This window comes from Streptomyces sp. NPDC016459 (assembly GCF_040632845.1).
Taxonomy (GTDB): domain Bacteria; phylum Actinomycetota; class Actinomycetes; order Streptomycetales; family Streptomycetaceae; genus Streptomyces.
This window is the reverse complement of sequence record NZ_JBEYCR010000012.1, coordinates 103,904-128,371: the sequence shown is the minus strand read 5'-3', so window position 1 is coordinate 128,371 and position 24,468 is coordinate 103,904. Positions and strand designations below refer to the sequence as shown.

14 protein-coding genes, 1 tRNA gene and 1 pseudogene are annotated in these 24,468 nt (G+C 67.1%); 9 read left to right on the top strand and 7 right to left on the bottom strand.

Features of this window, described 5'->3' with window-relative positions; translation table 11 throughout:
- Positions 1-39: 39 nt before the first annotated feature.
- A complete protein-coding gene (locus tag ABZ567_RS25495; RefSeq protein ID WP_360793791.1) occupies positions 40-840 on the bottom strand; it encodes a class III extradiol ring-cleavage dioxygenase in 801 nt (266 codons plus the stop codon).
- A 102-nt stretch (positions 841-942) separates the two neighbouring features.
- On the opposite strand from ABZ567_RS25495, the gene ABZ567_RS25490 reads away from it, so the two are divergent.
- On the top strand, positions 943-1,449 hold the full coding sequence (locus tag ABZ567_RS25490; protein ID WP_360793789.1) for a MarR family transcriptional regulator: 507 nt from the start codon (positions 943-945) through the stop codon (positions 1,447-1,449).
- A gap of 217 nt (positions 1,450-1,666) precedes the next feature.
- Here the strand turns inward: ABZ567_RS25490 and ABZ567_RS25485 are convergent, their stop codons facing one another.
- Complete coding sequence (locus ABZ567_RS25485; protein ID WP_360793787.1) at positions 1,667-3,196, bottom strand: MFS transporter; 1,530 nt, start codon at positions 3,194-3,196, stop codon at positions 1,667-1,669.
- 118 nt (positions 3,197-3,314) lie between these two features.
- Positions 3,315-4,007 (bottom strand): TetR/AcrR family transcriptional regulator, encoded by a 693-nt coding sequence (locus tag ABZ567_RS25480; RefSeq protein ID WP_360793785.1) that lies wholly within the window; start codon positions 4,005-4,007, stop codon positions 3,315-3,317.
- Positions 4,008-4,416: 409 nt separating this feature from the next.
- Here ABZ567_RS25480 and ABZ567_RS25475 point away from each other — a divergent pair, with 409 nt between their 5' ends.
- Entirely contained in the window at positions 4,417-5,688 is a 1,272-nt protein-coding gene (locus tag ABZ567_RS25475; protein WP_360793783.1) for a M6 family metalloprotease domain-containing protein, read from the top strand.
- Here the strand turns inward: ABZ567_RS25475 and ABZ567_RS25470 are convergent.
- Positions 5,675-7,369, bottom strand: a complete 1,695-nt coding sequence (locus ABZ567_RS25470) for a class I adenylate-forming enzyme family protein (protein WP_360793853.1) — start codon at positions 7,367-7,369, stop codon at positions 5,675-5,677. The two genes, ABZ567_RS25475 and ABZ567_RS25470, sit on opposite strands and share 14 nt — an antisense overlap.
- A gap of 198 nt (positions 7,370-7,567) precedes the next feature.
- Between ABZ567_RS25470 and ABZ567_RS25465 the strand changes: the two genes are divergently transcribed.
- Both ABZ567_RS25465 and ABZ567_RS25460 read left to right on the top strand, forming a co-directional pair.
- Positions 7,568-7,643, top strand: a tRNA-Arg gene (locus ABZ567_RS25465).
- Positions 7,644-8,126: 483 nt separating this feature from the next.
- Positions 8,127-9,749 (top strand): DUF2890 domain-containing protein, encoded by a 1,623-nt coding sequence (locus ABZ567_RS25460; protein WP_360793781.1) that lies wholly within the window; start codon positions 8,127-8,129, stop codon positions 9,747-9,749.
- Between the two features lie 59 nt (positions 9,750-9,808).
- Here the strand turns inward: ABZ567_RS25460 and ABZ567_RS25455 are convergent, their stop codons facing one another.
- The 3 genes and pseudogenes from ABZ567_RS25455 to ABZ567_RS25445 form a co-directional block, all read right to left on the bottom strand.
- The gene (locus ABZ567_RS25455; protein ID WP_360793779.1) at positions 9,809-10,348 is read right to left on the bottom strand and encodes a helix-turn-helix domain-containing protein; all 540 of its coding nucleotides are present in this window, start codon (positions 10,346-10,348) and stop codon (positions 9,809-9,811) included.
- Positions 10,349-10,437: 89 nt separating this feature from the next.
- A pseudogene (locus ABZ567_RS25450) lies at positions 10,438-11,090 on the bottom strand (HAD-IA family hydrolase).
- Positions 11,091-11,654: 564 nt separating this feature from the next.
- Positions 11,655-12,857, bottom strand: coding sequence for a DNA cytosine methyltransferase (locus ABZ567_RS25445; RefSeq protein WP_360793777.1), 1,203 nt, complete (start codon positions 12,855-12,857; stop codon positions 11,655-11,657).
- Positions 12,858-13,086: 229 nt separating this feature from the next.
- Between ABZ567_RS25445 and ABZ567_RS25440 the strand changes: the two genes are divergently transcribed.
- The 5 genes from ABZ567_RS25440 to ABZ567_RS25420 all read left to right on the top strand — a co-directional run bounded on the left by ABZ567_RS25440 (position 13,087) and on the right by ABZ567_RS25420 (position 24,101).
- On the top strand, positions 13,087-15,156 hold the full coding sequence (locus ABZ567_RS25440; RefSeq protein ID WP_360793775.1) for a hypothetical protein: 2,070 nt from the start codon (positions 13,087-13,089) through the stop codon (positions 15,154-15,156).
- 3 nt (positions 15,157-15,159) lie between these two features.
- Complete coding sequence (locus tag ABZ567_RS25435) at positions 15,160-16,137, top strand: hypothetical protein (protein ID WP_360793773.1); 978 nt, start codon at positions 15,160-15,162, stop codon at positions 16,135-16,137.
- Positions 16,138-16,160: 23 nt separating this feature from the next.
- Entirely contained in the window at positions 16,161-21,608 is a 5,448-nt protein-coding gene (locus ABZ567_RS25430) for a DEAD/DEAH box helicase (protein ID WP_360793771.1), read from the top strand.
- A gap of 97 nt (positions 21,609-21,705) precedes the next feature.
- Entirely contained in the window at positions 21,706-23,253 is a 1,548-nt protein-coding gene (locus ABZ567_RS25425) for an AAA family ATPase (RefSeq protein WP_360793769.1), read from the top strand.
- A 92-nt stretch (positions 23,254-23,345) separates the two neighbouring features.
- On the top strand, positions 23,346-24,101 hold the full coding sequence (locus tag ABZ567_RS25420; protein WP_360793767.1) for an HNH endonuclease signature motif containing protein: 756 nt from the start codon (positions 23,346-23,348) through the stop codon (positions 24,099-24,101).
- Positions 24,102-24,468 lie beyond the last annotated feature (367 nt).

Genomic DNA, 24,468 nt, shown 5'->3' with positions numbered 1-24,468 from the left:
CAGAAGGCTGCGGGGCGGCCGGGGCCCGCGCGCGCGAGCTCAGCCGAACTGCAGGGACCTCTTCGCGAGCCCCATCCAGAACCCGTCGATCACCGACCGCTGCCCGTCGAGGTCGCCGGCCGCGTCCGCGGCGCCCAGGGTCACGAAGAGGGGCGCGAAGTGTTCCGTACTCGGGTGGGCGAGGCGGCCGGCGGGCGAGGCGTGCGCGAAGTCGAGCAGGGCGTCGACGTCGTGCGCGGCGAGGGCCTCCCGGCCCCACGCGTCGAACTCGGCGGACCAGCCCGGCACCCCGCCGCCGGTGTGACGGAGGGCGGCGAGGTTGTGGGTGAAGAAGCCGCTGCCCACGATGAGGACGCCCTCGTCGCGCAGCGGGGCGAGCCTGCGTCCGATGTCCATGAGCCGGCGCGGGTCGAGGGTGGGCAGGGAGATCTGGAGTACGGGGATGTCCGCGGCCGGGAACATCTCGACGAGCGGCACGTAGGCGCCGTGGTCGAGGCCCCGGTCGGGGAGGTCCTGCACGGGCGTGCCCGGCGCGCGGAGCAGCTTGCGGACGGCGTCGGCGAGGGCGGGCGCGCCGGGAGCCTCGTACCGGACCCGGTAGTAGTGCTCGGGGAAGCCCCAGAAGTCGTACACGAGGGGGACGGTCTCGACCGCGCCGAGCGCGAGCGGGGCCTCCTCCCAGTGGGCGGAGACCATGAGGATCGCCGTGGGGCGCGGGAGGTCCGCGGACCAGGCGGCGAGCTGGCCGGGCCAGAGGGGATCGTCGGCGAGGGGCGGGGCGCCGTGGGACAGGTAGAGGGCGGGCATGCGGGCGGGCATACGGGCGAGCGTGGCGTCCATGACGACGACCTCCGGCAACCGACGTAGTGATTGAAACTTCAAGCTCCCCCCCAGCATGCAGCGCCGGACTACATAGTTCAACTTTCAAGAATGAGTCGTACGATGGGAACCATGGGAGACATGACCGCACCCCGCTGGCTCAGCGACGAGGAACAGCACGTCTGGCGCGCGTACCTGCACGCCACCACGCTCCTGGAGGACCACCTCGACCGCCAGTTGCAGCGCGACGCCGGAATGCCGCACATCTACTACGGACTGCTCGTCCAGCTCTCCCAGGCCCCCCGCCGCCGCCTCCGGATGACGGAACTGGCCAAGAGCGCCAAGATCACCCGCTCCCGGCTCTCCCACGCGGTCACCCGCCTGGAGAAGAACGGGTGGGTGCGGCGCGAGGACTGCCCCTCCGACAGGCGCGGGCAGTTCGCCCTGCTGACCGACGAGGGGACGGACGTCCTGCGCCGGACCGCGCCGGGCCATGTGGCGGCCGTACGCCAGGCCCTCTTCGACCGGCTCTCCGCCGAGCAGGTGGAACAGCTCGGCGCGATCATGCGGACCATGGCGGAGGGCCTCGAACCCCAGGACCCGGACGCGGACCTGCCCTGGCTCCGCTGAGCACACGGCTCGCGGGACCAGGGCAGGCGTCGGGGTCGGGGTCGGAACCGGGGCGGGCCCGGGGGGTGGGAACCAGGGCGGGCCTCGGGGGGTGGGAACCAGGGCGGGCCTCGGGGGGTGGGAACCAGGCAGGCCCGATCCCGCAGCTGGGACCACCCGACCCGAGGCGGGGATCATCCGACCCCGAAGCCGGGATCACCCGACCCCAGGGCTGGGGTCAGTGGACGATGACCGGCACCTTCAGCTCGCCGTCCGCGCCCTCGCCGGACCCGGCGACGGCCCCCATGTCCGGCTTCCCGGTGTTGATCAGGACGAAGGCGATCGCGGCCGAGACGACCAGGATGCCGACGGCCCACCAGATCGCCGCGGTGTAGCCCTCGACCATGCCCTGGAGCTGGAGCAACCTCTGGCCGGCCGGGGTGGTCGCGCCGGCCGCGTTGTCGGTCAGGTACGCGGTCGTCGCCGAGGCGGCGATCGTGTTCAGCAGGGCCGTACCGATGGCGCCGCCGACCTGCTGCGAGGTGTTGACCATCGCGGAGGCCACTCCGGCGTCCCGCGGGTCCACGCCGAGCGTCGCGAGCGACATGGCCGGCATGAAGGCCGTACCCATGCCCAGGCCGAGCAGCAGCTGGGCGGGCAGGATCAGACCGGCGTACGAGGTGTCGATCTCCAGCTGCGTGAGCAGCAGCATGCCGACGCCCGCGGTCAGGAAGCCGGGGGCCATGAGCAGCCGCGGCGGGACCCGGGTCATCAGGCGCGTACCGATCTGGGTCGAGCCGATGATCATGCCCACGATCATGGGCAGGAACGCGAAGCCCGTCATGACCGGCGAGTAGCCCTTCACGACCTGGAGGTAGTACGTCAGGAAGAGGAACAGGCCGAACATCGAGATGACGGCGAGACCCAGCGACAGGTAGACACCGCCGCGGTTGCGGTCGGTCAGGACGCGCAGCGGCAGCAGCGGGGCCTTCACGCGCGACTCGACGAGGACGAAGACGCCGAGCAGCACCACCGAGCTCACGAACATGCCGATCGTGCCGGCGTCGCTCCAGCCCTCGGACTCGGCGCGGGTGAAGCCGTACACGAGCGCGACCAGGCCCAGGGTGGACAGGATCACGCCGGGGACGTCGAGCGGGGAGCGGTTGCGGCCGCCCGCGGGCTCACGGATGACGAGGTACGCGCCGACGGCGGCGACGATCGCGAACGGGATGTTGACGTAGAAGGTCCAGCGCCAGTTCAGGTACTCGGTGAGGAAACCGCCGAGGATCAGGCCCACGGCGCCGCCGCCGCCGGCGATCGCGCCGTAGATGCCGAAGGCCTTGGCGCGCTCCTTGGCGTCGGTGAAGGTCACCGCGAGCAGCGAGAGCGCGGCGGGCGCGAGGAGCGCGCCGAAGGCGCCCTGGAGCGCGCGGGCACCGAGCATCATGGCCTCGCCGCTCGCGGCGCCGCCGAGGGCGGAGGCGGCGGCGAAGCCGATCAGGCCGACGACGAAGGTGCGCTTGCGGCCCCACAGGTCGGCTATGCGGCCGCCGAAGAGGAGCAGACCGCCGAAGGCGAGGGCGTAGGCGGTGATGACCCACTGCCGGTTGCCGTCGGAGATGCCGAGGTCCTGCTGCGCGGACGGCAGGGCGATGTTCACGATCGTCGCGTCGAGCACGACCATCAGCTGGGCGAGGGCGATGAAGACGAGCGCCTTCCAGCGGCCCGGGTCGGCGTGGGTCACGGTGTGGTCGGGGGTTTTCGGCATGGGTGGAGCCACCTCTTGGCGCGTACGGGGTGAAAAAGGGCGAAGGGAAAGCGGGCGAAGGGAAAGCGGGCGAAGGAGCTGCGGGTGCGGAGATACGGGTGAGGGAACGCGGCTTACGTCATTGGGGTCGAGGCCCCGAAGTCGGTCGCGACGGACGGAAGTCGCGCCTCAGGCCCTCGAGGGTGGCGGGCGACCCGAGCAGCTCGGAGCGCGCGGGCGCTTCCAGGCCGTCGAGGAACAGCTGCAGATGACGGTGGACGAACTGGTCGAAGGTGGTGCCGCAGGCCGTTCCCGGCAGCGGGCGGGTCAGCTGGGAGACCGCCACCATCAGGTCCCCGACGCCGACGTCGGAGCGGAGCCGGCCGGACCGCTGGGCGCGGTCGACGAGCGCCTGGACGGCCTCCTCCAGGCGTTCCCGCTCGACGGTCAGCTCCGGGTGCTCCCTGTCGAAGGCACCGTCGAGCATCGGGCACAGGGCGCCGATGCGTTCGTCGGCGGCGGCGTGGGTGAAGCGCCGGAGTGCGGCAAAGGTGTCGGCCTCCTCCTCGGCGGCCCGTACGGCGATCCCGGTGACGCGGCCCACGATCGAGAGGACGACCTCGTGGACGAGGTCGGTCCGCTCGGGGAAGTTCCGGTAGAGCGTGGCGTTGCCGACGCCGGCTCGGCGCGCGATCTCGTCGTACGGCACCTGGGGGCCGAACTCGACGAACATCTCGCGAGCCGCCGTCACGATCCGCTCGCGGTTGCGCAGGGCGTCGGCGCGCGGGCGGGGTACCCGACGTGCGGGCGCGGTGTCGGCGGTACGGGTCACGCCACGGCCTCCTGACAGTCGTCTCGTGCATCCGGGAAGGACTTCCCGACATTCGGGAAAGGGCCCCGGCATCCGGGAAAGGGCCTTCGGCATCCGGGGAAGGACTCCCCGACATCCGGGGAAGGACTCCCCACTTCTTCGAACACAGGCGTAAACGGGGACGCACTCCCCGGATATTTCCCGTCCCGCATGTGACCCCGGTCACAGACGGGGGTGAGGGCGGAAGACCGGCCGCCCGGTGCCCGCGGACGACCCCGGTCCCGGACGGGCCGGGAGGCGGAATACCCACGATCGGGCCACCCGGCGCGCGCACCCGAACACCTCGTCACAGGCTGAATCGCACAGCGCGGCCCCGCGAGACCGGAGAGGGCCCGTGCCGCCGACCTGCCCCCACCGGAGAGGCGCCCGTATGCAGCACCCCCGCCGACGGATACCCAGAACCGTCGCCCTGGCCGCGACCACGGCGCTCTCCCTCACCCTGCTCGCCTCCGCGAGCACCACCCTCCCCGGGCCGGCCCCCGCCTCCGCCGGCCCCGTGGCCACCGCGCCCGGCGCCGCCCAGCTCGGACCGTGCCGCATCGCCACCACGATGGGGGTGCAGATGTCGGAGGGGCTGCCCACGGCCCCCGGCTACGTGCGCTCCACGGGCCAGGTCAAGGCCCTCACCTTGATGGTCGACTTCCCCGACGTACCCGGGGACGGCACGGCGATGGGCCGCTTCCGCGAGTTCTTCCCGCAGACCGCCGACTGGTTCCGCACCAGCTCGTACGGGCGCCTGACGTACAAGGCCGAGACCCCGATACCCGACTGGCTGCGGATGCCCAGGACCTTCTCCGCGTACGGGATCGAGCGCGGCGCACCGTACGAACCGGGCTACCGCTCCCTCGTCGAGGACATCGTGACGGCGGCCGACCCGAAGGTGGACTTCAGCGCCTACGACCTGGTCAACGTCCTGGTCACGCCGAACGCCGGGCCCTCCGCCCTCGACACCGTCCTGTCCGTGACGTTCTCCGGCAACGCCGACGCCCCCTACGCCGACGGCGTGCCGCTCGCCAACACGTCCTTCGTCTACAGCCGCCAGGACGACGGCTCGGGCAGCTTCGCCGAGACCGGCTACCGGGTCCTGCCGCACGAGAACGGACACGTCTTCGGCCTGCCCGACCTGTACACCGCGGACGGCGGCGGGACCGTCGGGCACTGGGACATCATGTCCGAGGACTGGGGAGCCAACAACGACTTCCTCGCCTGGCACAAGTGGAAGCTGGGCTGGCTCGACAACGACCAGGTCGGCTGCGCCTCCCGCCCCGGCACCGCCGACCACACCCTCACCCCGCTCGCCGTCACGGGCGGCCCCAAGCTCGCGGTCGTCCCGCTCTCCGACACCTCCGGGTACGCGGTCGAGGTCCGCAGCCAGGACGGCAACGACGAGGCGGTGTGCGAACCGGGCGTCCTCGTCTACCGGGTGGAGTCCGACGTGGACACCGGCCACGGCCCGGTCACCGTGTCGGACAGCGAACGCGCGAGCGGCGGCTGCACCCGACGCGCCAACGTCCACGCGGAGCTGTCGGACGCCCCGTACCAGCCCGGCGAGACGTTCACGGACCGCGCCAACGGCATCCGGATCGAGGTGCTCGACGAGGACGCGGACGGCGGCTACCGGGTGCGCATCACCCGGAGCTGAGCAGCGCCTCCCGCAACTCCCGCTTGAGGATCTTCCCGGTCGGGTTCCGGGGCAGCTCCTCCTCCCGCACGACGATCCGGGCGGGCACCTTGAACGCGGCGAGACGAGCCCCGACGTGCTCCCGAAGCCGCTCGGTGTCGACGCCGGGGGCCTGGGTGCCGGGATGGACTCCGCCGGGACGGGGGTGGGCTCCGGGTCGGGAATGGGCGCCGGGCCGCAGCCGTACGACGGCGACGACCTCCTCCCCCCACAGGGGGTGGGGGACACCGAGTACGGCGGCGTCGACGACGTCCGGGTGCTCCTGCAGAACCGCCTCGACCTCGACGCAGTACACGTTCTCGCCGCCGCGGATCACCATGTCGGTGAGCCGGTCGACGATGCTGACCCGGCCGTCCGCGTCGACCCGGGCGAGGTCCCCGGTCCTGAACCAGCCGTCGTCGGTGAACGCGGCGCGGGTGGCGGCCTCGTCGCGCCAGTACCCCCGGATCAACGACTGCCCGCGCAGCCACAGCTCGCCCACGCCGTCCGCGTCGGGCCGGTCGATCCGCACCTCGGTGGCGGGCGAGGGGCGCCCGACGCTCCCGGGATGGGCGCGGTACTCGGCGCCGACGTTGGACAGCACCCCGCCGCTGGTCTCCGTGAGCCCGTAGCCGTTGCGGGGCTCGACGCGCTCCCCGTACCCGGCGCTGATCCCGGCGACGATGCCGGGCGGGGCGGCGGCGCCCCCGGTGCTGAGCAGGGTGAGGCTCTCGAGCGGGTCGCCGGTGGAGCGGGCGAGGTCGAGCAGCTGGAGCGCGGTGGTGGGCACGCCTGCGTAGTGGGTCACGCGATGCTCGCGGATCAGTTCGAGAGCCCGGCCCGCGTCCCACTTCCGCATCATGACCAGGGTGCCGCCGGCGGCCATCACGGCGTAGAAGGAGGTGAAGGCGGCGACGTGGAACAAGGGGAACGTGGTCAGCGAAACGGGCGCGGGCCCGGCCCCGGGCACGTCCCCGCGCGCGAGGGCGGCCGCGGCGGCGAAGTACCGGGGGTTCATGGCGGCCCCGGCCTGCGCGAGGTGGGTGGCGACGGCGCCCTTGGGGCGGCCGGTGGTGCCGGAGGTGTAGAGGATGGTGGCGTCGTGCTCGGGCAGGACGTCGACGACCGGAGGCCCGAGGAGCGGATCGTCGTCGACGACGTAGGCGACGAACCCGTCCTCCGCCTCTCCCTCCCCCTGGAAGACGATCCCGGGCACCCGGTTCCGCCGGGCCCAGGCCCGGACCCGCCCGACCCGCTCGCCGTCGACGAGGAGCACGCCCGGCGCGCAGTCGTCGAGGGCGTACGCGAACTCGTCCTCGGTCCACCAGGCGTTGAGGGGTACGGCGACGAGCCCGGCGAGCTGCGCGGCCCAGAAGGCGACCTGCCACTCGGGAAGGTTGCGCATGGCGACGACGGCCCGGTCTCCGGGCCGCAGCCCGTACTCCCCGACGAGCGTGCGCGCGAGCCCGCAAGCGGCGTCGAAGAACTCCCGATAGGTCATCCGCCCGCTCTCGGACACGAGGAACACCCGGTCCCCGTAGGCCCAGGTGACCTCGACGAACTCCCGCAGGGTGCGGGGCCCGCCGGCATAGACCCCGCCCTCGACGGCGAAGGGCGCCCCGGGCGCGGTCAACCGCGCTTCCCCCGCCTGCCCACCGGACACCACCACGAGGACCTCCTGAGCGCTCGCTTACCCCAGCGGGCGACGCTATGCGCCCCCCTCCCGGGGGTCAACCCCGCAGCCGGGGACCGCGGCCGCGGCGAGCCCCCACCCCTCGCGGGGGCCGCCGGGGCAACCCCCTCGCCCGCCCGCCCCCACCCGCTACACTGACGGCGGCGTACCACTCCACGGGCACGTCACGCCTTCGTAGCTCAGGGGATAGAGCACCGCTCTCCTAAAGCGGGTGTCGCAGGTTCGAATCCTGCCGGGGGCACCATGCATTACCGCTCTGACCTGGGTTTTATCCCCCAGGGAGGGGCCTCACTCGGCCTCGGACATCTCGTCCGGGGCCGTTTGCGTGAGCGCTGCGTGAGCGGACAGGGTGGCAGCCCCCGAAGTAACCCCCAAACGGTCAGCACCATCCGGCACGTCGCGAGGAGCGCGTGCACGCGGGACGAGACGGGCCGCAGCCTCGGCGATCGCAAGACCTCGGGAAGCAGGCTCGTGTACGTGTCCGCCGTGATGGTGATCGAGGAGTGGCCGAGTCTCTCCTGGATGTCCCTTCAAGGCGGCACCGGCCGCGTAGGCTTTATGTGTGGTCGGCAGCTCAAGGGCGAGGTCTGGGAGCGTCGCAGGCGCTTCCGGCGATGCGGGTACTGAATACCGGCGCGGCGTTGCTGCGTACGCAGTGGCATGTGGACTCTCAGGTGTTCCGCTGCCGGGGATCGAGATCCCTCCCGCACTTGCCCGAGTGGCGTCTGTGTCGTTGGAAACCGATGATCCTGTCGACGACATCAGGATCGACTTCGAGTCAGGACAGCGTGCGCTAGTCCAGGCCAAGCGGAGCCTGACCGCCGGCAAGCCCCTTAAAGAAGCCGTGGCCCAGTGGGTGCAGGCCGCCAGGGTTGGTCTTGATCCCGCCAGGGATCGCCTGGTGATCGTCTCGGGAACGCTGAGCGGGCCTATAAGAAAGCTGCAGCAAGTCCTGAATCGCGAGCGGACCGACCACCCTGGCTCACCCACGAAGGAGGAGGCCGAGGTCCTGGCGGATGTTCGGGCTCTCCTGGGCGCCTTGGGCGAGCCCGAACGCACGCTGGCCCTCAAGTGCGCGGTGATCTGGGAGCTGCGGGTAGAGGAGCCGGACGACCCGGAGTCGCAGATGGCCATGGGCCACTTGCGCCGCGTTGTGGACGACGACGGGAACGACTCGGCTCGTGGAGCGTGGACAGCGCTGACGAAGATCGCTGGCCGCACAGCCCGGCTCCGGGGCGGGCACAGTCTCACCGGCTGGCTGGATGCTCTGCATGGTGAGGGCATCAACATCAGCAGCACCAAGGGATCCCCGGCGGCCGTGCTGGAGACCCGGCGGTTAGCACTGGAACGGTACAGGCAGCGCCTCGCCCGGGAGGGTTCTGAGATCGATCTGCGCTCGCTGGGAGCTGAGTTGCCCAACCTCCCTCTCGCCCAAGCGGACGCGGGCATCAAGGTCGGCACGAATCCGGACGACGACCGGGACGAGAGTGAGCTGATCTGGGCTTTCCTCCGCCGTGGCCGCGTCATTCTGACCGGCTTGCCCGGAGGTGGGAAGAGCACTGCGTTGAGGAGTCTGGCAGCACATCTGGCTTCGGATCGCGCTCTGCCTCTTCCCGTGCGGGTATCGCTTCGCGAAGTCAACAGGTCGGGTTCACAAGCGGGTTTCCGGGATCGCCTCATCGCTGCGGCCGTACGCGACGACAGGCCGGCAGACCGGAGTGTTCTCACCTCCGAAATCAACGAACGCCTGGACGAGGACGGTGGCGTCGCTCTGATCCTCGACTCGCTCGACGAGACCTACGATCACCGGTCGAAGGTCGTCAGTGAAATCTCCAGTCTTGTCGCGGCTGTGCCCGAAGGAGTCTGCATCCTGCTGGCCACCCGCGATGTCGCCTATGGTCAGGCTGCCACGCTCGGATGGCCGGCCTTGCGCCTGCGGTCACCATCCACAGCGGAGAGCACCGTGACCACAGTCCTCGAATTGGCCGCGGCGCAGAGGCTTCCCAAGGCGGCGGACAGGCCGGGCTGGGTTGCCGAGCGCGCGGCATGGGTGCGATCAGCACTGGCGCAGGACGCCCTGCTGTGTGAGACGCCCCTGATCCCCGTCCTGCTGGCCCTGCTCGCCGTGCGGCGATCAACCGAGTCGCTCCCGAAGCAGCGTGCGACGATCCTCGAAGCAGTCGTGAAAGACATCGTGGCCGACCGCGAGGTGCGGCGCGGCGGGGATCGCGCTCTTGGGCCGTTGGCGGGCAGTGAACCCAGGATTTCGGTGCAGTGCGGTGGAGACGGCGCGAGCTACGGCCACGTCGAGAGTGCACGCGAGAACGAGTGGTTCGAACTGCCGGCCTGAGATCTGCACACGGCCACCATGCACGCGTTCACCAGCGAGGCCGCCGAGATCCTGAACAGTCAAGGGCAAGCCGTGAAGGAGTCGGTCGTCGCAGCCGACCTCCGTGAGCCCTGGGGACTACCGCCGGCCCGGGCAGCGGCCGCGGCGGCTTCCCGCTCATCGAGACCGGCCGCGTCGAACCTGGCCCGCGCCTCAGGCAGGAGCCGCCCCAGAAGAGTGCCGAGCTCGGTGTACCGGCCTGCCCAGTACGCGGCGTCCGCGCGACGGACGACGGCGCGGAGCTCTTCGACGGTGCCCGGCTCGACATCGGCGGGGATGCCGATGGCGGCGTCGTGGGTGGCTGCGGAGACCAGGCGCAACGCGGCCCGCTCGTCGCGGTCCATGGACCGCCGTGGCGCCTGCTGGCCGAGGAGCACGGCGATGTCCGTACCGAGTGCGTCGGCAATCGACAGCAGGGACGGGAGGGAAGCCGTTCCGCCGCGTTCGAGCTTGCGGACCACGCCGACGGACACGCCGGCCGCCTCCGCCAATTGCTCCTGTGTCATGCCGCCGCGCAGCGCCTTCAAGCGCTCAGAGGTGGTGTATTCCGACCACTGCATACTCCAGAACCTCCGCGTGATGGGCCCCACACGGACAGTACTGGCTGGAGCGGTGGAGCCGACAGCCCATGATCAGAACGCAGTTGGGTTCACGCGGCGAGCACCGCTGTGACACCGAGGAGGGCCTCCAACTCGGTCACGGCCTCATCCTCGTCCGTGACGTGGACCGTGGCGATGCCCAGATCGGCGGCCGGCGGAAGGTTCACCGCGTGATCGTCCACGAACACGCACCGCTCGGCAGGCAGCCCGATCTGCTCCAGGGCGAATTCGTAGATCGCTGGATCGGGTTTCGCCATGCCGACCAGCTCGGAGACGACGTGCACGTCGAACAGGTCCCAGATGCCGACGTGTTCGTACGGGTTGAACGGGTCGAGGCCGAAGCTGTTGGACAGCAGGGCAAGCCGGTGGCCGGCGGCACGCGCGGCACGCGCGAGCGCGACCATCCGACGGGCTGCGGGCACCCGGCCCAAGCCCGCCCCATCAGGTTCACCGGATCCACATGCGCACCCAACAGTGGCGCCGTGCCCTCGTTCCACTCGGCCTGCCCGATCTCCCCTATCTCCAGAGCCGCGTACAGACGCCGGCCCTCAGGGTGATCGTTGAGAGTGCTGCGCCACGCGCCCGGATCCAGCCCTTCTGACACGCACCAGGCGCGGTGGACATCGATCGGGCTGGCAGTAAGCACCCCGGCGAAGTCGAGGATCAGGCCGCGCCTGTCGGCGACATCAGTCCTGTGCGGCATCCGGTGATCGTTCCTTCCCTGATGGGTTCTCTCGGCGACGCTACCGCGCATGGACCACGCGGACGGGCGAAGCCTCCCTCACCGATTCGCGCGAGCACCTGGCGCCCCATCCGAAGAAACTTCTGGGCTGAGGAACGCTCAATGGCAGCCAGGGACCGTTCATCCGTGTACTCGACGATCAGCTGGGCGGAGCCAGGCTCCTGGACCAGGCCACCAGCTACCTCACCCTGAGCGCCGACCTCCTCGACCACGCCGCGACACCAACGCCGTCGAACACCGGCTCTACGCCAAAGCCGCCCGCGGGTCTTACCTCGCCGGATGGCCTACGACAAGGGCCTTCGCTCCCCCGGCCGGCGCTTCTACGTCGAAGCCCTCCGCAGCGCCCACAACGTCCAGGACAACGGCTTCGGCGCCTTCGTCCTCGCCAAGATGGGCATCCACGTCTCCAACGCTGGCGACACCGCCGCTCGCGTGAGACTTATCAAGACCGCCCCCGCGCCCCTCCCCACCAGCAGCCCCTGGTACCTCCACCTCGGGTTCACCCACCAACAGATTAGGGGCAGGTCACCCCCTCGCCGCCACCCTTCTTGGAGAAGGTCCAACCCCCTCGCCTGGATGGGCCTCCTTGGCGCCCACCTGCGGTTGGTACGCCTCAGGTATTGGAACGGGTGCGACGGCGCGCGGGACTCTCAGTTGACGCACCGGCAACAAAGAAGGCGTTTCTTCCAAGAGGCGAGTCCTGGCCGAAGCTTCGCCCAGTTCAAGGTCTCCCACGATCGTCCGCCCCAACACCTCTGCAAGGAGCGGGGGGGTCGCGTTACCCACCATCCGTCGGCCGGCGCGGAACGGGTGGTCGATGCGCCATTCGTCGGGGAAGGTCTGCAAGCGCATCTGCTCCCGCACGGACAGGGGCCGATTGTCCCAATGGAACGGCCCAGTGCTCGGTCCGGGAGACGCCGGCAAGGTCCAGGACGGCCGGTCCTTGGCCAGCTTCAGCAGAAACGACCAATACCGGGTTCGCCAGCCGAAAAGTTCCTCCCCGTCACCACGGGCCGTGAGATGGAGGTAGTTGCCGCCTTCGGGGATGGAAGGCAACAACGCCGCCCACTGACCTGTGGCGGACGGCTTCTCGTTCTCTTCGAGATCCCAGAGCACATCCCAGGCCCGCATCGGGTTGTCCGCGTGGGTGGCCTCCGGCAGGTGGACCTCCGCACCATCCCGGTAGGCGATGCCGATGGCCCGGCGCCGGTGCTGTGGCACCCCGAAGTCGGCCGCGTCGACAACCTCGGCCACCAGCCGGTAGGCAGTGCCATGCCGGTCATTGATGCCCGCGAGTCCCTCGTCGATGACCTCGGAGGCATTGTCGTTGCCTCGCAGGAACCCCTCGACGTTCTCGATGAGCAATGCCTTCGGGAGGAAACTCTCAACCAGGTCGAGCATCCCGTGCACACATTTAGCCCGGTCGTCTTGCATGCCGCTACGGGCCGTCGAAGCCCACTGCGCGGCCTTGGAGAAAGGCTGACACGGCGGTCCCCCCGCGATGAGTTCGAGTTCGCCGGGCTTCATGCCCAGCGCCCGGGGTACGAGTTGCTGGGCAGCCGTGTTGACGTCTCCATCGCCGGGCAGGGCCCATCCCGGCCGATTGGCCGCGAGTACAGACCTGGCGTCGGCGTCGAGTTCCACGCACGCGACGGTGTCCAGCCCTGCCCGCTCCAGACCTACGTCAAGGCCACCCGCTCCGGTGAAGAGGGAAAGCACCTTCCCCATAGGCCGAGTTCGGGCTGACGATCGTGCGGCGGTCAACGGAGGCACTCCCCGAAGTTGATCTGCTCAGAGTCTTGACACAGGGAGCTCACCGGAGAAAACCTCGATTGTCAAGGCAGTCCGGCAGCTGCACGGACGCCAGCGGCGGAGAATATCCGAACGGGTGTTCGAAAAGCGACCAATGTCCCACCGATGGGCTAACTTCTTCCTACGCAAATGAGGGGGGTTGCCCATGGACTATGACGGTTGGAACAGAACGCTCGCGGAACACTTCTTCGCCACCCGCGAAGCGGCAACCCCTGTGTACCTGTCAGTGGATGATGCCCTGCTGGCCGACCTGCTGGCCAGTCGGACCAAGGTCGCCGTAGCTCCCCCGGCTGCCGCTGACGACTTCCGGGCCGCCATCAGAAGCGTAGTCTTCGGCCGCAACCCCTTCGACGGCGTCGCCTCCCGCGCTCGCCAGTGGCGACGAAAAGGGGCCGTTGGCACTCCTCCGTTCATCGCTGTGCTCGCGGCGACGGTGCTCGCCGCCTCCCGGATGAACCGCTCCGAGGACACCACGCTCGGCAGGTTCTCCTACTACGGCCCGCTCCGCGATCTGCTCGGCCTGTACGAAGGCTCAGGCATGCCGGACGGCTATGACGTGATCGTCCCAACTCTGTGGGATCACCTGAAGTGGTGGCTGATCGAGCATGAGCGGGGCCATCGCGGCCTGCCCTCCGCCATTCCCCATCCGACCCAGGTCAACATCGGCTGGTCCCTGTCCCAAGCTGTTCTGGTGGGATCCGACCGCGTACAGGTCGGGCTGTTCCTGTCAACGATCGGAGCGCAGCCGGGAGATTCCGTCCCCGAAGCGGAACTCCTCGCCCGGTTTCAGGAGTGGGTGCGGCTCAATCGGCCGAGCCCGCGAATCCAGCGCGCCCTGGCATCGCCGCAGCTGCGACCAATCCTGGCTAGCATCCTGCAGCAGGAACTCACCCACTATGACGGGCTCCCGAGAAACGCTGCTGGCCTGCCGTGTGTGCCTCTTTCTCTCACAACCGAAGCCGGCGGTTTCCCGTACGGCATCGCAGCCCGCGTTCCCTCCCACCTCCGTCTCGAATCGCTCAGCCTGAACGGCGACGTCATCAGGGTTCCCTCAGGCGCAGAATGGCTACCTCTCGCACCTCCGGACCAGAAGGTCACCCCGGGGACGGCGCTTGAACTGGCTGCCGACGCCGCCACCTTGATACTCCCCGCCCGCGACCTCTACGTCCTCCAGGCCAACGACCTGGTCGGGAAGTGGACGTCCGTCAATACAGCGGAAGTCGGGGTACCGCATCGGGTATTGGTGAAGAATGCCTACGCAGCACAGGCCGAGGCGGTGATGCTCGCCTGTGGATCAGACTCCGTGCGCCAGCCCCGCAGGGTTCAGGTGCCGCCCGGCTGGACATTGTTCAGCGGCTACACACCAACCCGATCCGCGACGGTCCCCGGCGTCGTCGGCCCGTTGGCCCCGCTGCACCAGCAGTTGGCTCGCCTGTCCGGCGGCCTCCGCATCGATGGCGGCAGACAGACCTTCCTCCTCGGGTACGCACCCGACCTGGTTCTGCCAGCGACTCCCGGTGACCATCCTCGCACTGTCACCATCAACGGGGTCCCTTTGCCGCCGGTTTACCCGGCCGCGACGGACACGATCACGATCCGGCTGGCGGATCTGGTGCACTCCGTCGGCGAGCACCAGATCGAGGTCGGGAACCGCAAGCTCGTCTTCACCCTGGTCGAGCGCTACCGGGAGAGCGTTGCCCTGCCACTGTTAGCGCTCCCTCCAAGGAGCGACAAGCTGGCCACCATCCCCAGCAGGATGCAGAACACGGTAAGGCTCTCGGCGCGTGCCCCTTGGCTGCCGCCCGGCCATTTATCCGGCTCGTTCTTCGGGAGCTACCATCGCGACCCGCTTCCTTCGATGAGTCTCCTGCGCATCGGCGGCTCGATCTACGCCCTAGGTGGGAATCGCCTCGCTGCCCAGCTCGTCCCCGAAGTGCCGGCCTGGATCGCAACCATGGACCACGTACCTCACGCGATCGACGTCGAACCGCTGCTCGATGCTCTGCCTTTCCAAGCTCTATGGGTGCTTCAGGTGACCAGTTCCCGGAACGCCAGGGTCCGGCGAGCCCCGGTCATCCAAGCCGGCACGCATGGCGCGCCTTCAGGGAGCTGGAATCTTCTCAGCCAAGCCGACTGGCGCAGGTTGACCTCGGGAGACATCACCGCCCCGGTGGCCTGTGCACAAGACTGGGCCGACTACACGTCAGGGAAATGAATCGTGCATGACGAGCTACTCCTGTGGTGCTCCGAACGCGGTGCCGGGAGCCTCGATGCCTTCCGCGACACGTACGCGTGGCTGGAGAAGGGCGAGCAGAAGAGTTTCGTGCCGGACTGGCGCATCGCGCTGTACAACCTGCAGGTTCTCGGTCACGCCGAAGTGGACTGGGAGGCCCGGACCTGGAGCGTGACGCCACCGGTCCTCACCACCATGCCCAATTCCGGAGGACACGCCCTCCTGGTGGGGCAAAGGCCGCTCTGGCTCATGCAGCGGCTGGAACGGCTGCACGAGGACCCTGGCTCCGACATCGCCGCCCTCGCGCAGTCCGTGATGCCGCTTCCGCCATTTCGGCAGGCTGGCGGCCCGTCGGTGCGGATGGTGACACTGGCGGATCCTGAGGACTGCCGCGCTCTCTGCCAGGCACTCGGCATCGCCTTCGAGGACCGTGCTGCGGATCAACTCGCCCGGCGTCTTCCCCGCTTCCAAGAAATGCTTGCCGAGCGTGGCGTACAGCGGGGGCCTGGCGGCATCGAGCCGCAGAAAATGTCCGAGGGAGGAAGTGACATCTGGACAGATGTCGAAGGCCACGGCGAGCCGCCTCTCCACGGCGCCTACCGATATCAGCGTTACAACACCCACCGCTATATCTACTGGATCGGCATGAGCGGCTTCATCGCCGACAAGCGCACGGTGGTGTACGCCGAACTCGCTCGCGCAAAACGCTGGGTGCTGCGCTACAACCCGCTGCGGCGGGAACTTTATGCCCCGAAACGCATGCAGCTACCACATCTCCACGCCCGCGCTGCCGTGCTGCGCAGCGGGCTGCTGCCGCAACTCACCGCGCTCAACCCTCAGACAGCGCCCGCCGAGCAGTCGAATCCTGAGCACAAGAGCTACGTCAAATACGTCAACATCGACGAGTCATTCGCCAGGCAAGTGGCCGAATCCCTATACCAGGAACTTCGACTCGTCCCTTGAATCCGAACCTCGTGAGGATCTCCATGTCTGGCATCTCTCCGACGGCTGTCCACGGCCAACTCGCCGACTACTTCCAGCGGTACTACGACACCGCCTACTCCCTTCGCGACTCATCGGTGGGCGAGGAACTCAGAGCACTGCTCCGCACTCCCGGGGTCCTCTTTCAGGAGCCATACCTGGAGCTGTTGCCCCAGTACGTGCAGTCATCCCAGACCCTGGAAGAGCTGACGGCGGAGATAGGTCTGCCGGAGTTCTCCGGACTTCTGGGAGCCGGTCTGCTCCGGGGAATCCCCAGGCTCTACACCCACCAGGCGGACGCGCTGAGGTCAAGCCAACAGGGCCGAGACATCGTGGTGACGTCTGGAACCGGTTCCGGAAAGACCGAGGCCTTCCTCATCCCGGTGCTAGCCAGGCTGACCACTGAATCGCGTCGGTGGACAGCAGCAGAGCCCCAGGATGCCCAGCGGCCCTGGTGGCGCACGTCACGGGACTGGCAGGCTCAACGCAACAGCAGCGGTCGGCCCGCGGCCATGCGAGCCATGTTCCTCTATCCGATGAACGCGCTGGTGGAGGACCAGCTGATCAGGTTGCGACGCAGCCTGGACGCACCGGACGTACGCAGCTGGTTCGACAGGCACCGTAACGGCAACCGCTTCCACTACGGACGCTACACCGGCCGCACCCCGGTCGCCGGCCCGCTGGAACTAGCCGCCAAGCCGAACTCATCCAAAATGAAGGAATTGCGCAGGACTCTGGCCTCGATGGAGGACCGAAGCCGCCAGCTGGAGCAGCGCATCGCGGACGGCCTCGTGAAGGACGAGGAAGCCCGCTACTTCCTCCAGCGTCCATTCGGGGCCGAGATGCGTTCTCGCTGGGACATGCAGGTCGCTCCCCCGGACATCCTCATCACCAACTACAGCATGCTCAACATCATGCTCATGCGCCGAGATGAGGATCCCATCTTCGATCAGACCCGCGCCTGGCTGAACAGTTCCAAGGACCACGTCTTCAGCCTGGTCGTGGACGAACTCCACATGTACAGGGGGACTCAGGGCACCGAGGTTTCCTACCTCCTGCGCAAGCTCATCGACCGGCTCGGGCTGTCCACCGACTCCGACCAGCTGTCCGTGATCGCCACCTCCGCCTCCATGGATCCGGAGAACCCGGTGGACCGGAAGTTTCTGAGCGACTTCTTCGGACGGTCAGCCGACCGCTTCTCCGTGCTGGCAGGTGAACGCGTCCGGACCAAGGGCAGGACCGATCTCATGCCCTGGGCGGACACCGGTGGCCAAGGAACAGTGGCCCTGCCGCCACTTCCTGACCGGCACGCGGCACTCCAGGCCGCGTTCAGAGCGAGCGACGAGGACGACTCCCCCCGAGCGAAGCCGCTGACCGACGTGTCCGCCAGGCTCTTCCCTGGCCTCGCACCCGACAAGGCGCTGGACGCCACCGACGCACTCATCTCGCGCCTCGATGGGGAGGCGGATGTCGGCTCGCGATTCCGGCTCCACCTGTTCTTCCGGAACGTCACCGGCATGTGGGCGTGTGCGGATCGCAACTGCTCGGAGGTCCAACCGCGCGCCGCGGAGCCACCGGCGGACCGGCTGGTCGGAAAGCTCTATAGTCGGCCCAGGTATGCCTGTGAATGCGGTGCTCGTGTCCTGGAGTTGCTGTACTGCGATACGTGCGGAGAGGTCTTCCTCGGCGGATTCAATTCTCCGATCATCGGCCACGATCCCACCAGGCGCTACCTGGTCTCCACCGCAACCGATCTCGAATCCCTCCCGGACAAAGCGCGCTTCGATCGCACCGCCGATGTGTACAGCGTCTTTCTGCCCACTGCGGGAGAACGCTCCGATCTCGACGTATCGCCACACAAACACAAGGGTGGCCGACCGGGAGCGAGGAATCGGCCGGAATACACGTTCACCTTTGTCCCGGCTGTGCTGGATCCCGCGAGCGGCAAGGTCGGCAGCTACCCGGACGAGGAGAAGAACGGATACCTGCTGGTGGCACAAAGCCAACCCCAGGGCCACCTCGGGAAGGTCCGTGCCTTTCCCACGGTCTGTCCCTGCTGCGGGGAAGACAAGGAGATCTTCAAGAACGTCCGCCAGTTCGAGGACCCATCGCGGTCCAGGTCCCCCATCCGCACCATGGGTACAGGTTTTGAGAAGTCCAACCAGGTCCTGACCGATGCCCTCAAGAGGCAGCTGCAGACGAAGATCGTCGTCTTCTCGGATAGTCGGCAGGACGCGGCCCGCATCTCGGCGGGCCTGGAGCGATCGCACTATCAGGACCTGGTCAGACAGCTCGTGATCGCCACCCTCGACCATCCGATGGATCTCGTGGCCCAGGCAGCAGAGTTCTTCAAGGGGAACCAGGCAGGCCAGGCCGCGCTAACCCAGCTCGCTGCGACTGGTTCACCCGATCTGGTTCCAGCGGTGGTCGCCTTGGCCCATAACAGCCTCACTCCCGAGCACGAACGCGTGCTGGCGGACTACCGGGCCCAGCAGAGGGGCCCGACGCTTGTCGAACTCGGCAACGGAGTCAGCGCGCAAGCGGTCGCATACGGCGTGCATCCCGGTGGACCCTCGTTTTCGCTGAGCAAAAGCACCGAGTCACGGAGCTGGACCGATCTCTACGACTGGACCAGTGGCGTCCCGGTCCAGCGGCCCGATGCTTCCCTCACCAACGATCTGCGCGTCCTGAGCTCCGAAATCCACCGGACAGTGCAGGCGCAGGTCCAGCAGGCGGTCTTCGCGGGAGGCGGCCGCGACCTGGAGTCGCTCGGCATCGGCCATGCAGTTCAGGACCTCACCTTCAAGAGCCGGTTGCTGGATGACGAGGTCTTCCGCCAGGTATGCCTGTCCGCGCTGAGGTTGCTGGGAGTGCGCCGCCAGTTCCAGGAGCAGAGGCCTGAGCCGCCGGCAAATCTGCACACGGCAGCGAGGAAATACATCAGCGCCGTCGCACAGCGTCACGATGTGTTCCCGGACGCACTGGTCCAAGAAGTGAAGAATGCACTGGGTCTGAGCGACGCGGAGCCCCGGATCGAAGGGCAGAAGATCAGGATCGTCCTGGCCGGCGGGACAGAATGGCGCTGTGAACGCTGTACCAGAAGGCACCTGCACGGCTCCGCAGGCGTCTGTGCCTTCTGCCGCAGCTCACATCTCATCGCCGAACCCCTCGACCCGGGTTCCGTCACTCTGGACGACTACTACACTTTCCTGGCCCGCGAAGCCGGGGTCCCCTTCAGGCTCCACTGCGAAGAGCTGACAGGCCAGACCGACAACGATGACGCGCAGGCCCGGCAAGCCCTCTTCCAGTCGGTCTTTCTGAGCGGTCAGGACATCGAGTTGGTTGATGAGGTCGACCTACTCAGCGTCACCACCACGATGGAGGCCGGCGTCGACATCGGCGCGCTCCGTGCTGTGGTAATGGCGAACATGCCACCACAGCGCTTCAACTACCAGCAGCGGGTGGGCCGGGCCGGCCGCCGACTCGACCACCTGTCCATCGCCCTGACCCTCTGCCGTGGCACCAGGACCCATGACGACCACTACTTCCAGCACCCCTACCGCATCACCGGCGACCCCTCGCCGAGCCCATACGTGGATCTCGATCGCCTGGAGATCCTGCGCCGCTGCTACGCCGCAAGTCTGCTGACTCTCGCCTTCCGGTCGGTCGAGGGAACGCCCGACTGGGATCCGGGACGCAATGTCCACGGGCCCTTCGGGACCGTCAGTGGATGGCCTCAGGTACGGGATGACGTCCGTACCTGGCTGGTCGGGAACGACATCGCCAAAAGACACGCGGGCCAGGTTCTCCTACAAGGGGCGTCTCCTGGCGCGCCTTCGGTGGATGCTCTGGTGTCTTGGGCCACTTCCAGCCTCTACTCCGAGATCGAGGAGGTGGCGACGAACGCGCCGGACGCGGTTCCGCTCAGCCAGTCGCTCGCGGAGCACGGGGTGCTCCCCATGTTCGGGTTCCCCACCCGGGTCCGCAACCTGCACCATCAAAGGCCGCACGGGCCGGAACTCACCGACGTCATCGACCGGGACATCGACATCGCCATCTCGGAATGGGCACCTGGCGGTGAAGTGGTTAAGGACAAGGCGTTGCACACAGCAGTCGGCCTCGTGACGTACGAGCCCGCGGGCGGGCACTGGCTGCCAGGCAAGGCTCCGGACAGTGATCGTCTCATGGTGGGCATCTGTGCCAAGTGCCTCTCCGTCGATCTCCGCGAATCCGAGCATTCGTGTCCGGTGTGTGGAGCCACCGCAGGAGAAGCCGGTGACTACCGGATGCTCCCGTCGTGTCAGCCGCTCGGATTTCGCACCAGCTACAAGGCTCAGGATTACGACGGCACCTTCGAGTTCACACCACGCGCGTTCTCCGCGCGCCTCACCCTCGACACCACATCAGCGCTCGTCCCACGCTGGACTAAGGCCGCTGAATTCAGGAGTGGCGAGGGACGCATCGTGGTGGTCAACGCGGGAGCTGGTGAGGGATACCAGTTCGGCAAGGTCAAGGGACACGACGGTCTGCTAGAAACGAAACTCCTGGCTGATGCCGACCGGGCGAGAGATCTGGGCCTGCCCACTCGGCCTTCGGTCAGCAACGAGGAGAAGCTGGCACTGGCCTCGGCGAAACTGACCGACGTCCTCTTGGTCGGCCTCCGCGAGCAACCCGCCGATCTGGCTCTTGACCCGAGACGCATGGCCGCAAGGGCCGCTTGGCTCTCACTCGGTACGGTTTTCAAACTCGCTGCCGTCAGGCTACTGGACATCGACGGAAGAGAACTCTCGGCGGGCCTGTACCCCGTCCGGGGGGAAGAGGAAGGCAGTGTCCAGGCACAAGTCTTCCTCTCGGACACGCTGGAGAACGGTGCCGGGTATTCGACCTGGCTGGGGAAGCGCCCTGCCGAATTCCTGCTCGCCGCGCGTGAGGTCGCGGCCGATCTCACCCGCCACCGCTCCGGCAGCTTGATGGCCGCGCCGTGCGACTCGTCCTGCTACGACTGCCTGCGGGACTACAGCAACAGCGCCTACCACCCGCTGCTCGATTGGCGCCTTGCCACACAGATGGTCGAACTCCTCGATGGAGGGAACCTGGACTTCGCCGCTGAGGAGGTCTATGCGTTCCAGCGAGCCGAGCAGTTCGCCAGAAGCTTCTCGCACTGGAAGGCCGATTCCTCCCATGGCTTGCCAGTCCTGAAAGACACCCAGCACGAGGATCTCGCTGTCCTCATCACCCATCCTCTCGAGTCCTGGACCGGTCCCGCCCGCTCCAAGCGGGTGACCGGAGCGCTGGCCTCGCTGGAAGCAGAGGGCTACGAGGTGTTCGAGTCCTTCGGAAACCCGGTCCTGGGCAGCGAACCGCCGCAGCGCGCAGTCGTCGCGGTCGATACGTTCGAGCTGCTTCGGCGGCCCGGCTGGATCGAGTCGAGACTGCAGAGCCTCTTCGACTGACCAGCCGAGCAATGGGCAGGGCCATCTTTCTCTGCCCCTGCCCACTGCCAGCGGGTTCACGGCCGGGCACAGAGAAACATACGACTGGAATACGCTGATGCATTTTCTTGTAGTGCCTCGCAGCGAGGGCTTCACCGTGCCGTCCAATCTTCCGGCACTCGTTCTTCGGCGCGAGCTCTGGGATGACTTTGGATTCGAAACTATGTTCGATGCATATCTCTACCCATCTCAGACAGAGGCATCCATCGACCTGGGATCCGTCAAGATCATCAAGAGAGGGCAACGCGGCGGCGCCACGGAGATGCCCGGCAGTTTCGCCCAGCTCGATGAAAATTACTGCTCACTCGGGCAGGCATTTTCCTACTACGAAGCACTGCACGGACTTCCCGGTGAATTGCGCGACAGTATCCTGTTCGGGCTCCGCGACATCGCCATCGACCCCTCACTCAGGGAATCGTTCGCCAACGAGCCGGCGATGGCCGCCTCACTCCTGCGCTACGGGAACGCCGAACTCGCACTGAGAGACGCCACAGCCCTGCTTGGAGGCGCGACAGCCCCGCGAGACAGCGCGCTCGCGTTCACGTTCAGAACGAGTGTCGGAGGGGAAGCCTTCTCCATTCACTTTGGTTTCGCGGACCGCCACCCCCTGCCCGGCCGCATTAACGTCGTCGTGGGTTATAACGGATGCGGAAAAACGCAGCTCCTCGCCAACCTAGCCAACACTGCGCATGCAGACCTCACCGACCGAGCCGACGAGAGCTTCGTTCGGCGGTATGGGGAATTCCCCGAGGGGGCCGATGCGCCGCGATTCTCCTCGGTCATAGCCATCTCTTACAGCGCTTTCGACACGTTCGACCTGCCGGGGAAGAACCGACAGGAAGAGGACCGGCTGGAAGCCAGCGGCGAGGTTTCCGGATACACTTACTGCGGCCTTCGGAGATACGATCGCAGTATCGGTTCGGACGTGCGCCGCACCGGATCACTCAAGGGCGCCGAGGAGATCCAGGGTGACATCATGTCTGCCCTCGTCAGGGCCAGTACCCCCGAGCGTAAACAGAGACTCGTGGCCGCCCTCTCTCCACTGAGCCGAGAGCCCTCGTTCAAACGGGTCGAGCTCTCCGACACCTTCGCTCTCGACAGCGATTCGTGGCAGGATTCCTTTTCGGGCCTCAGTACCGGGCACAAACTCGTACTCAACATTGTCGTGCAGCTTGCGGCCCACCTGGAGCCCGGATCACTGGTTCTCATCGACGAGCCCGAATCCCACCTGCACCCCCCGCTCTTGGCCGCCCTAATCAAGAGCATCAACATATCTTTGGAACAGTTCGACTCCTACGCCGTGATGGCGACGCACTCCCCGGTCCTTCTCCAGGAAGTCCCCAGACGTTACGTCAGAGTTCTGCAGCGATTCGGAGATCTCACACTCGTTGCCACCCCGGAGATCGAAACTTTCGCTGAAAATGTAGGACTGCTCACACGCCACGTATTCAACTTGGACAGCAGCGCGACCGACTATCACTCAACTCTCCGGTCCATGCAGGAGAGTTTCCCCCTGGATGAGATCATGGAACTGTTCGATGGCGAGATGAGTGCGCAGTCCATTTCTTACCTGACGAGCATCCGTCGCGATCGGCCTGGGAGATGATTCGACTTCCCCGCCCGGACAGGGACCGCCTGGCCGATCTTGACCTCGCTGTGAGTCGGAGGCGTCCGTCCTCTCGACGGGTCCTCATGGGCGTGCGCACGGGAATCATCGACGCTTACGGCGACTACGAGGACGTGCTGCGGGATATTCGCCGATTCACGTCGCTTGCCAACGGTTCCGATGCACTCACCAAGGTGCTTCTGGGAAATTACGCGCTTCTGGACAGGGGTCGCCCCCTGGAGGAACTCAGGAACTCAATCTTCCGGACAGCACTGTCCCACAACTATCGGTGCCCGCTGTGCGAAAGAGCCCAGGTCTGCGCCCTCGATCACTTCCTCCCAAAAAAACACTTCCCAGAATATTCAATCCTAGCCGACAACCTTATCCCTGTTTGCGAAAGATGCAATCGCCTAAAGGGCGATGAGTGCGACAGGTCAGACGGCCTGCTCATGTTTCACGCATACTTCGACGAATTCCCGAACAAAGAAATACTAGTCGCGGAAATAGGCGTCGATAGCACCGTCTCGATCAGATACTCCTTGCGCCGCTCCGATGAAATTGACGATTTCACCTTTCAGAGAGTCGAGAAGCAATTCGAGACGCTTGGCCTTTTCGATTTCTACCAGATGGAGGCCGTGGCCGAGCTAACGGATCAGGTTGATCTATACGATGAAACATACGATTCTCTTGGTGATTCGGGGTTGCGATCGACTCTTGACGCTTTGACTCGAGGAGCCGAAAGGAAGGGCATAAACCACTGGAAGGCGGCACTTTATCGTGCCCTATCTAGAAATGCAGAATTCTGCAGCGGTGGCTATCGAAAGCTGCTCCCGACGCCGATGGGCTAACGACATCATTGGACAGCCAGCCGCATCGCAGAACGAGGCCCCCAGATTCCTACCTACACGCTTCGCGGGCCCGACCGGGATCCGATGCCCATTCGGCCAGGTCGGCATCTGCTCACGTGCGTGAGCGCTGCGTGAACGGACGGCGCAAGACGAGTCGCCATACGGTGGATCTCTACTCATCCTGCAAGACGCTGATCAGGCAGAACAGCACCGCGCGGCACGGACTAGAACCGACCGGCACGGATTCGATCCCACTCCTAAAGCGGGTGTCGCAGGTTCGAATCCTGCCGGGGGCACAAGCTCAGAGGCCCCCCACATACCAACTTTGGTGTGTGGGGGGCCTCTGACATCTACGTCTGACATCAAC

What these genes read in the sequence shown, in the direction of transcription:
- ABZ567_RS25495 (WP_360793791.1), bottom strand. Translation starts at nt 840, where the DNA reads ATGGACGCCACGCTCGCCCGTATGCCCGCCCGCATGCCCGCCCTCTAC.
- ABZ567_RS25490 (WP_360793789.1), top strand. Translation starts at nt 943, where the DNA reads ATGGGAACCATGGGAGACATGACCGCACCCCGCTGGCTCAGCGACGAG.
- ABZ567_RS25485 (WP_360793787.1), bottom strand. Translation starts at nt 3,196, where the DNA reads ATGCCGAAAACCCCCGACCACACCGTGACCCACGCCGACCCGGGCCGC.
- ABZ567_RS25475 (WP_360793783.1), top strand. Translation starts at nt 4,417, where the DNA reads ATGCAGCACCCCCGCCGACGGATACCCAGAACCGTCGCCCTGGCCGCG.
- ABZ567_RS25455 (WP_360793779.1), bottom strand. Translation starts at nt 10,348, where the DNA reads ATGCAGTGGTCGGAATACACCACCTCTGAGCGCTTGAAGGCGCTGCGC.
- ABZ567_RS25445 (WP_360793777.1), bottom strand. Translation starts at nt 12,857, where the DNA reads ATGGGGAAGGTGCTTTCCCTCTTCACCGGAGCGGGTGGCCTTGACGTA.
- ABZ567_RS25440 (WP_360793775.1), top strand. Translation starts at nt 13,087, where the DNA reads ATGGACTATGACGGTTGGAACAGAACGCTCGCGGAACACTTCTTCGCC.
- ABZ567_RS25430 (WP_360793771.1), top strand. Translation starts at nt 16,161, where the DNA reads ATGTCTGGCATCTCTCCGACGGCTGTCCACGGCCAACTCGCCGACTAC.
- ABZ567_RS25425 (WP_360793769.1), top strand. Translation starts at nt 21,706, where the DNA reads ATGCATTTTCTTGTAGTGCCTCGCAGCGAGGGCTTCACCGTGCCGTCC.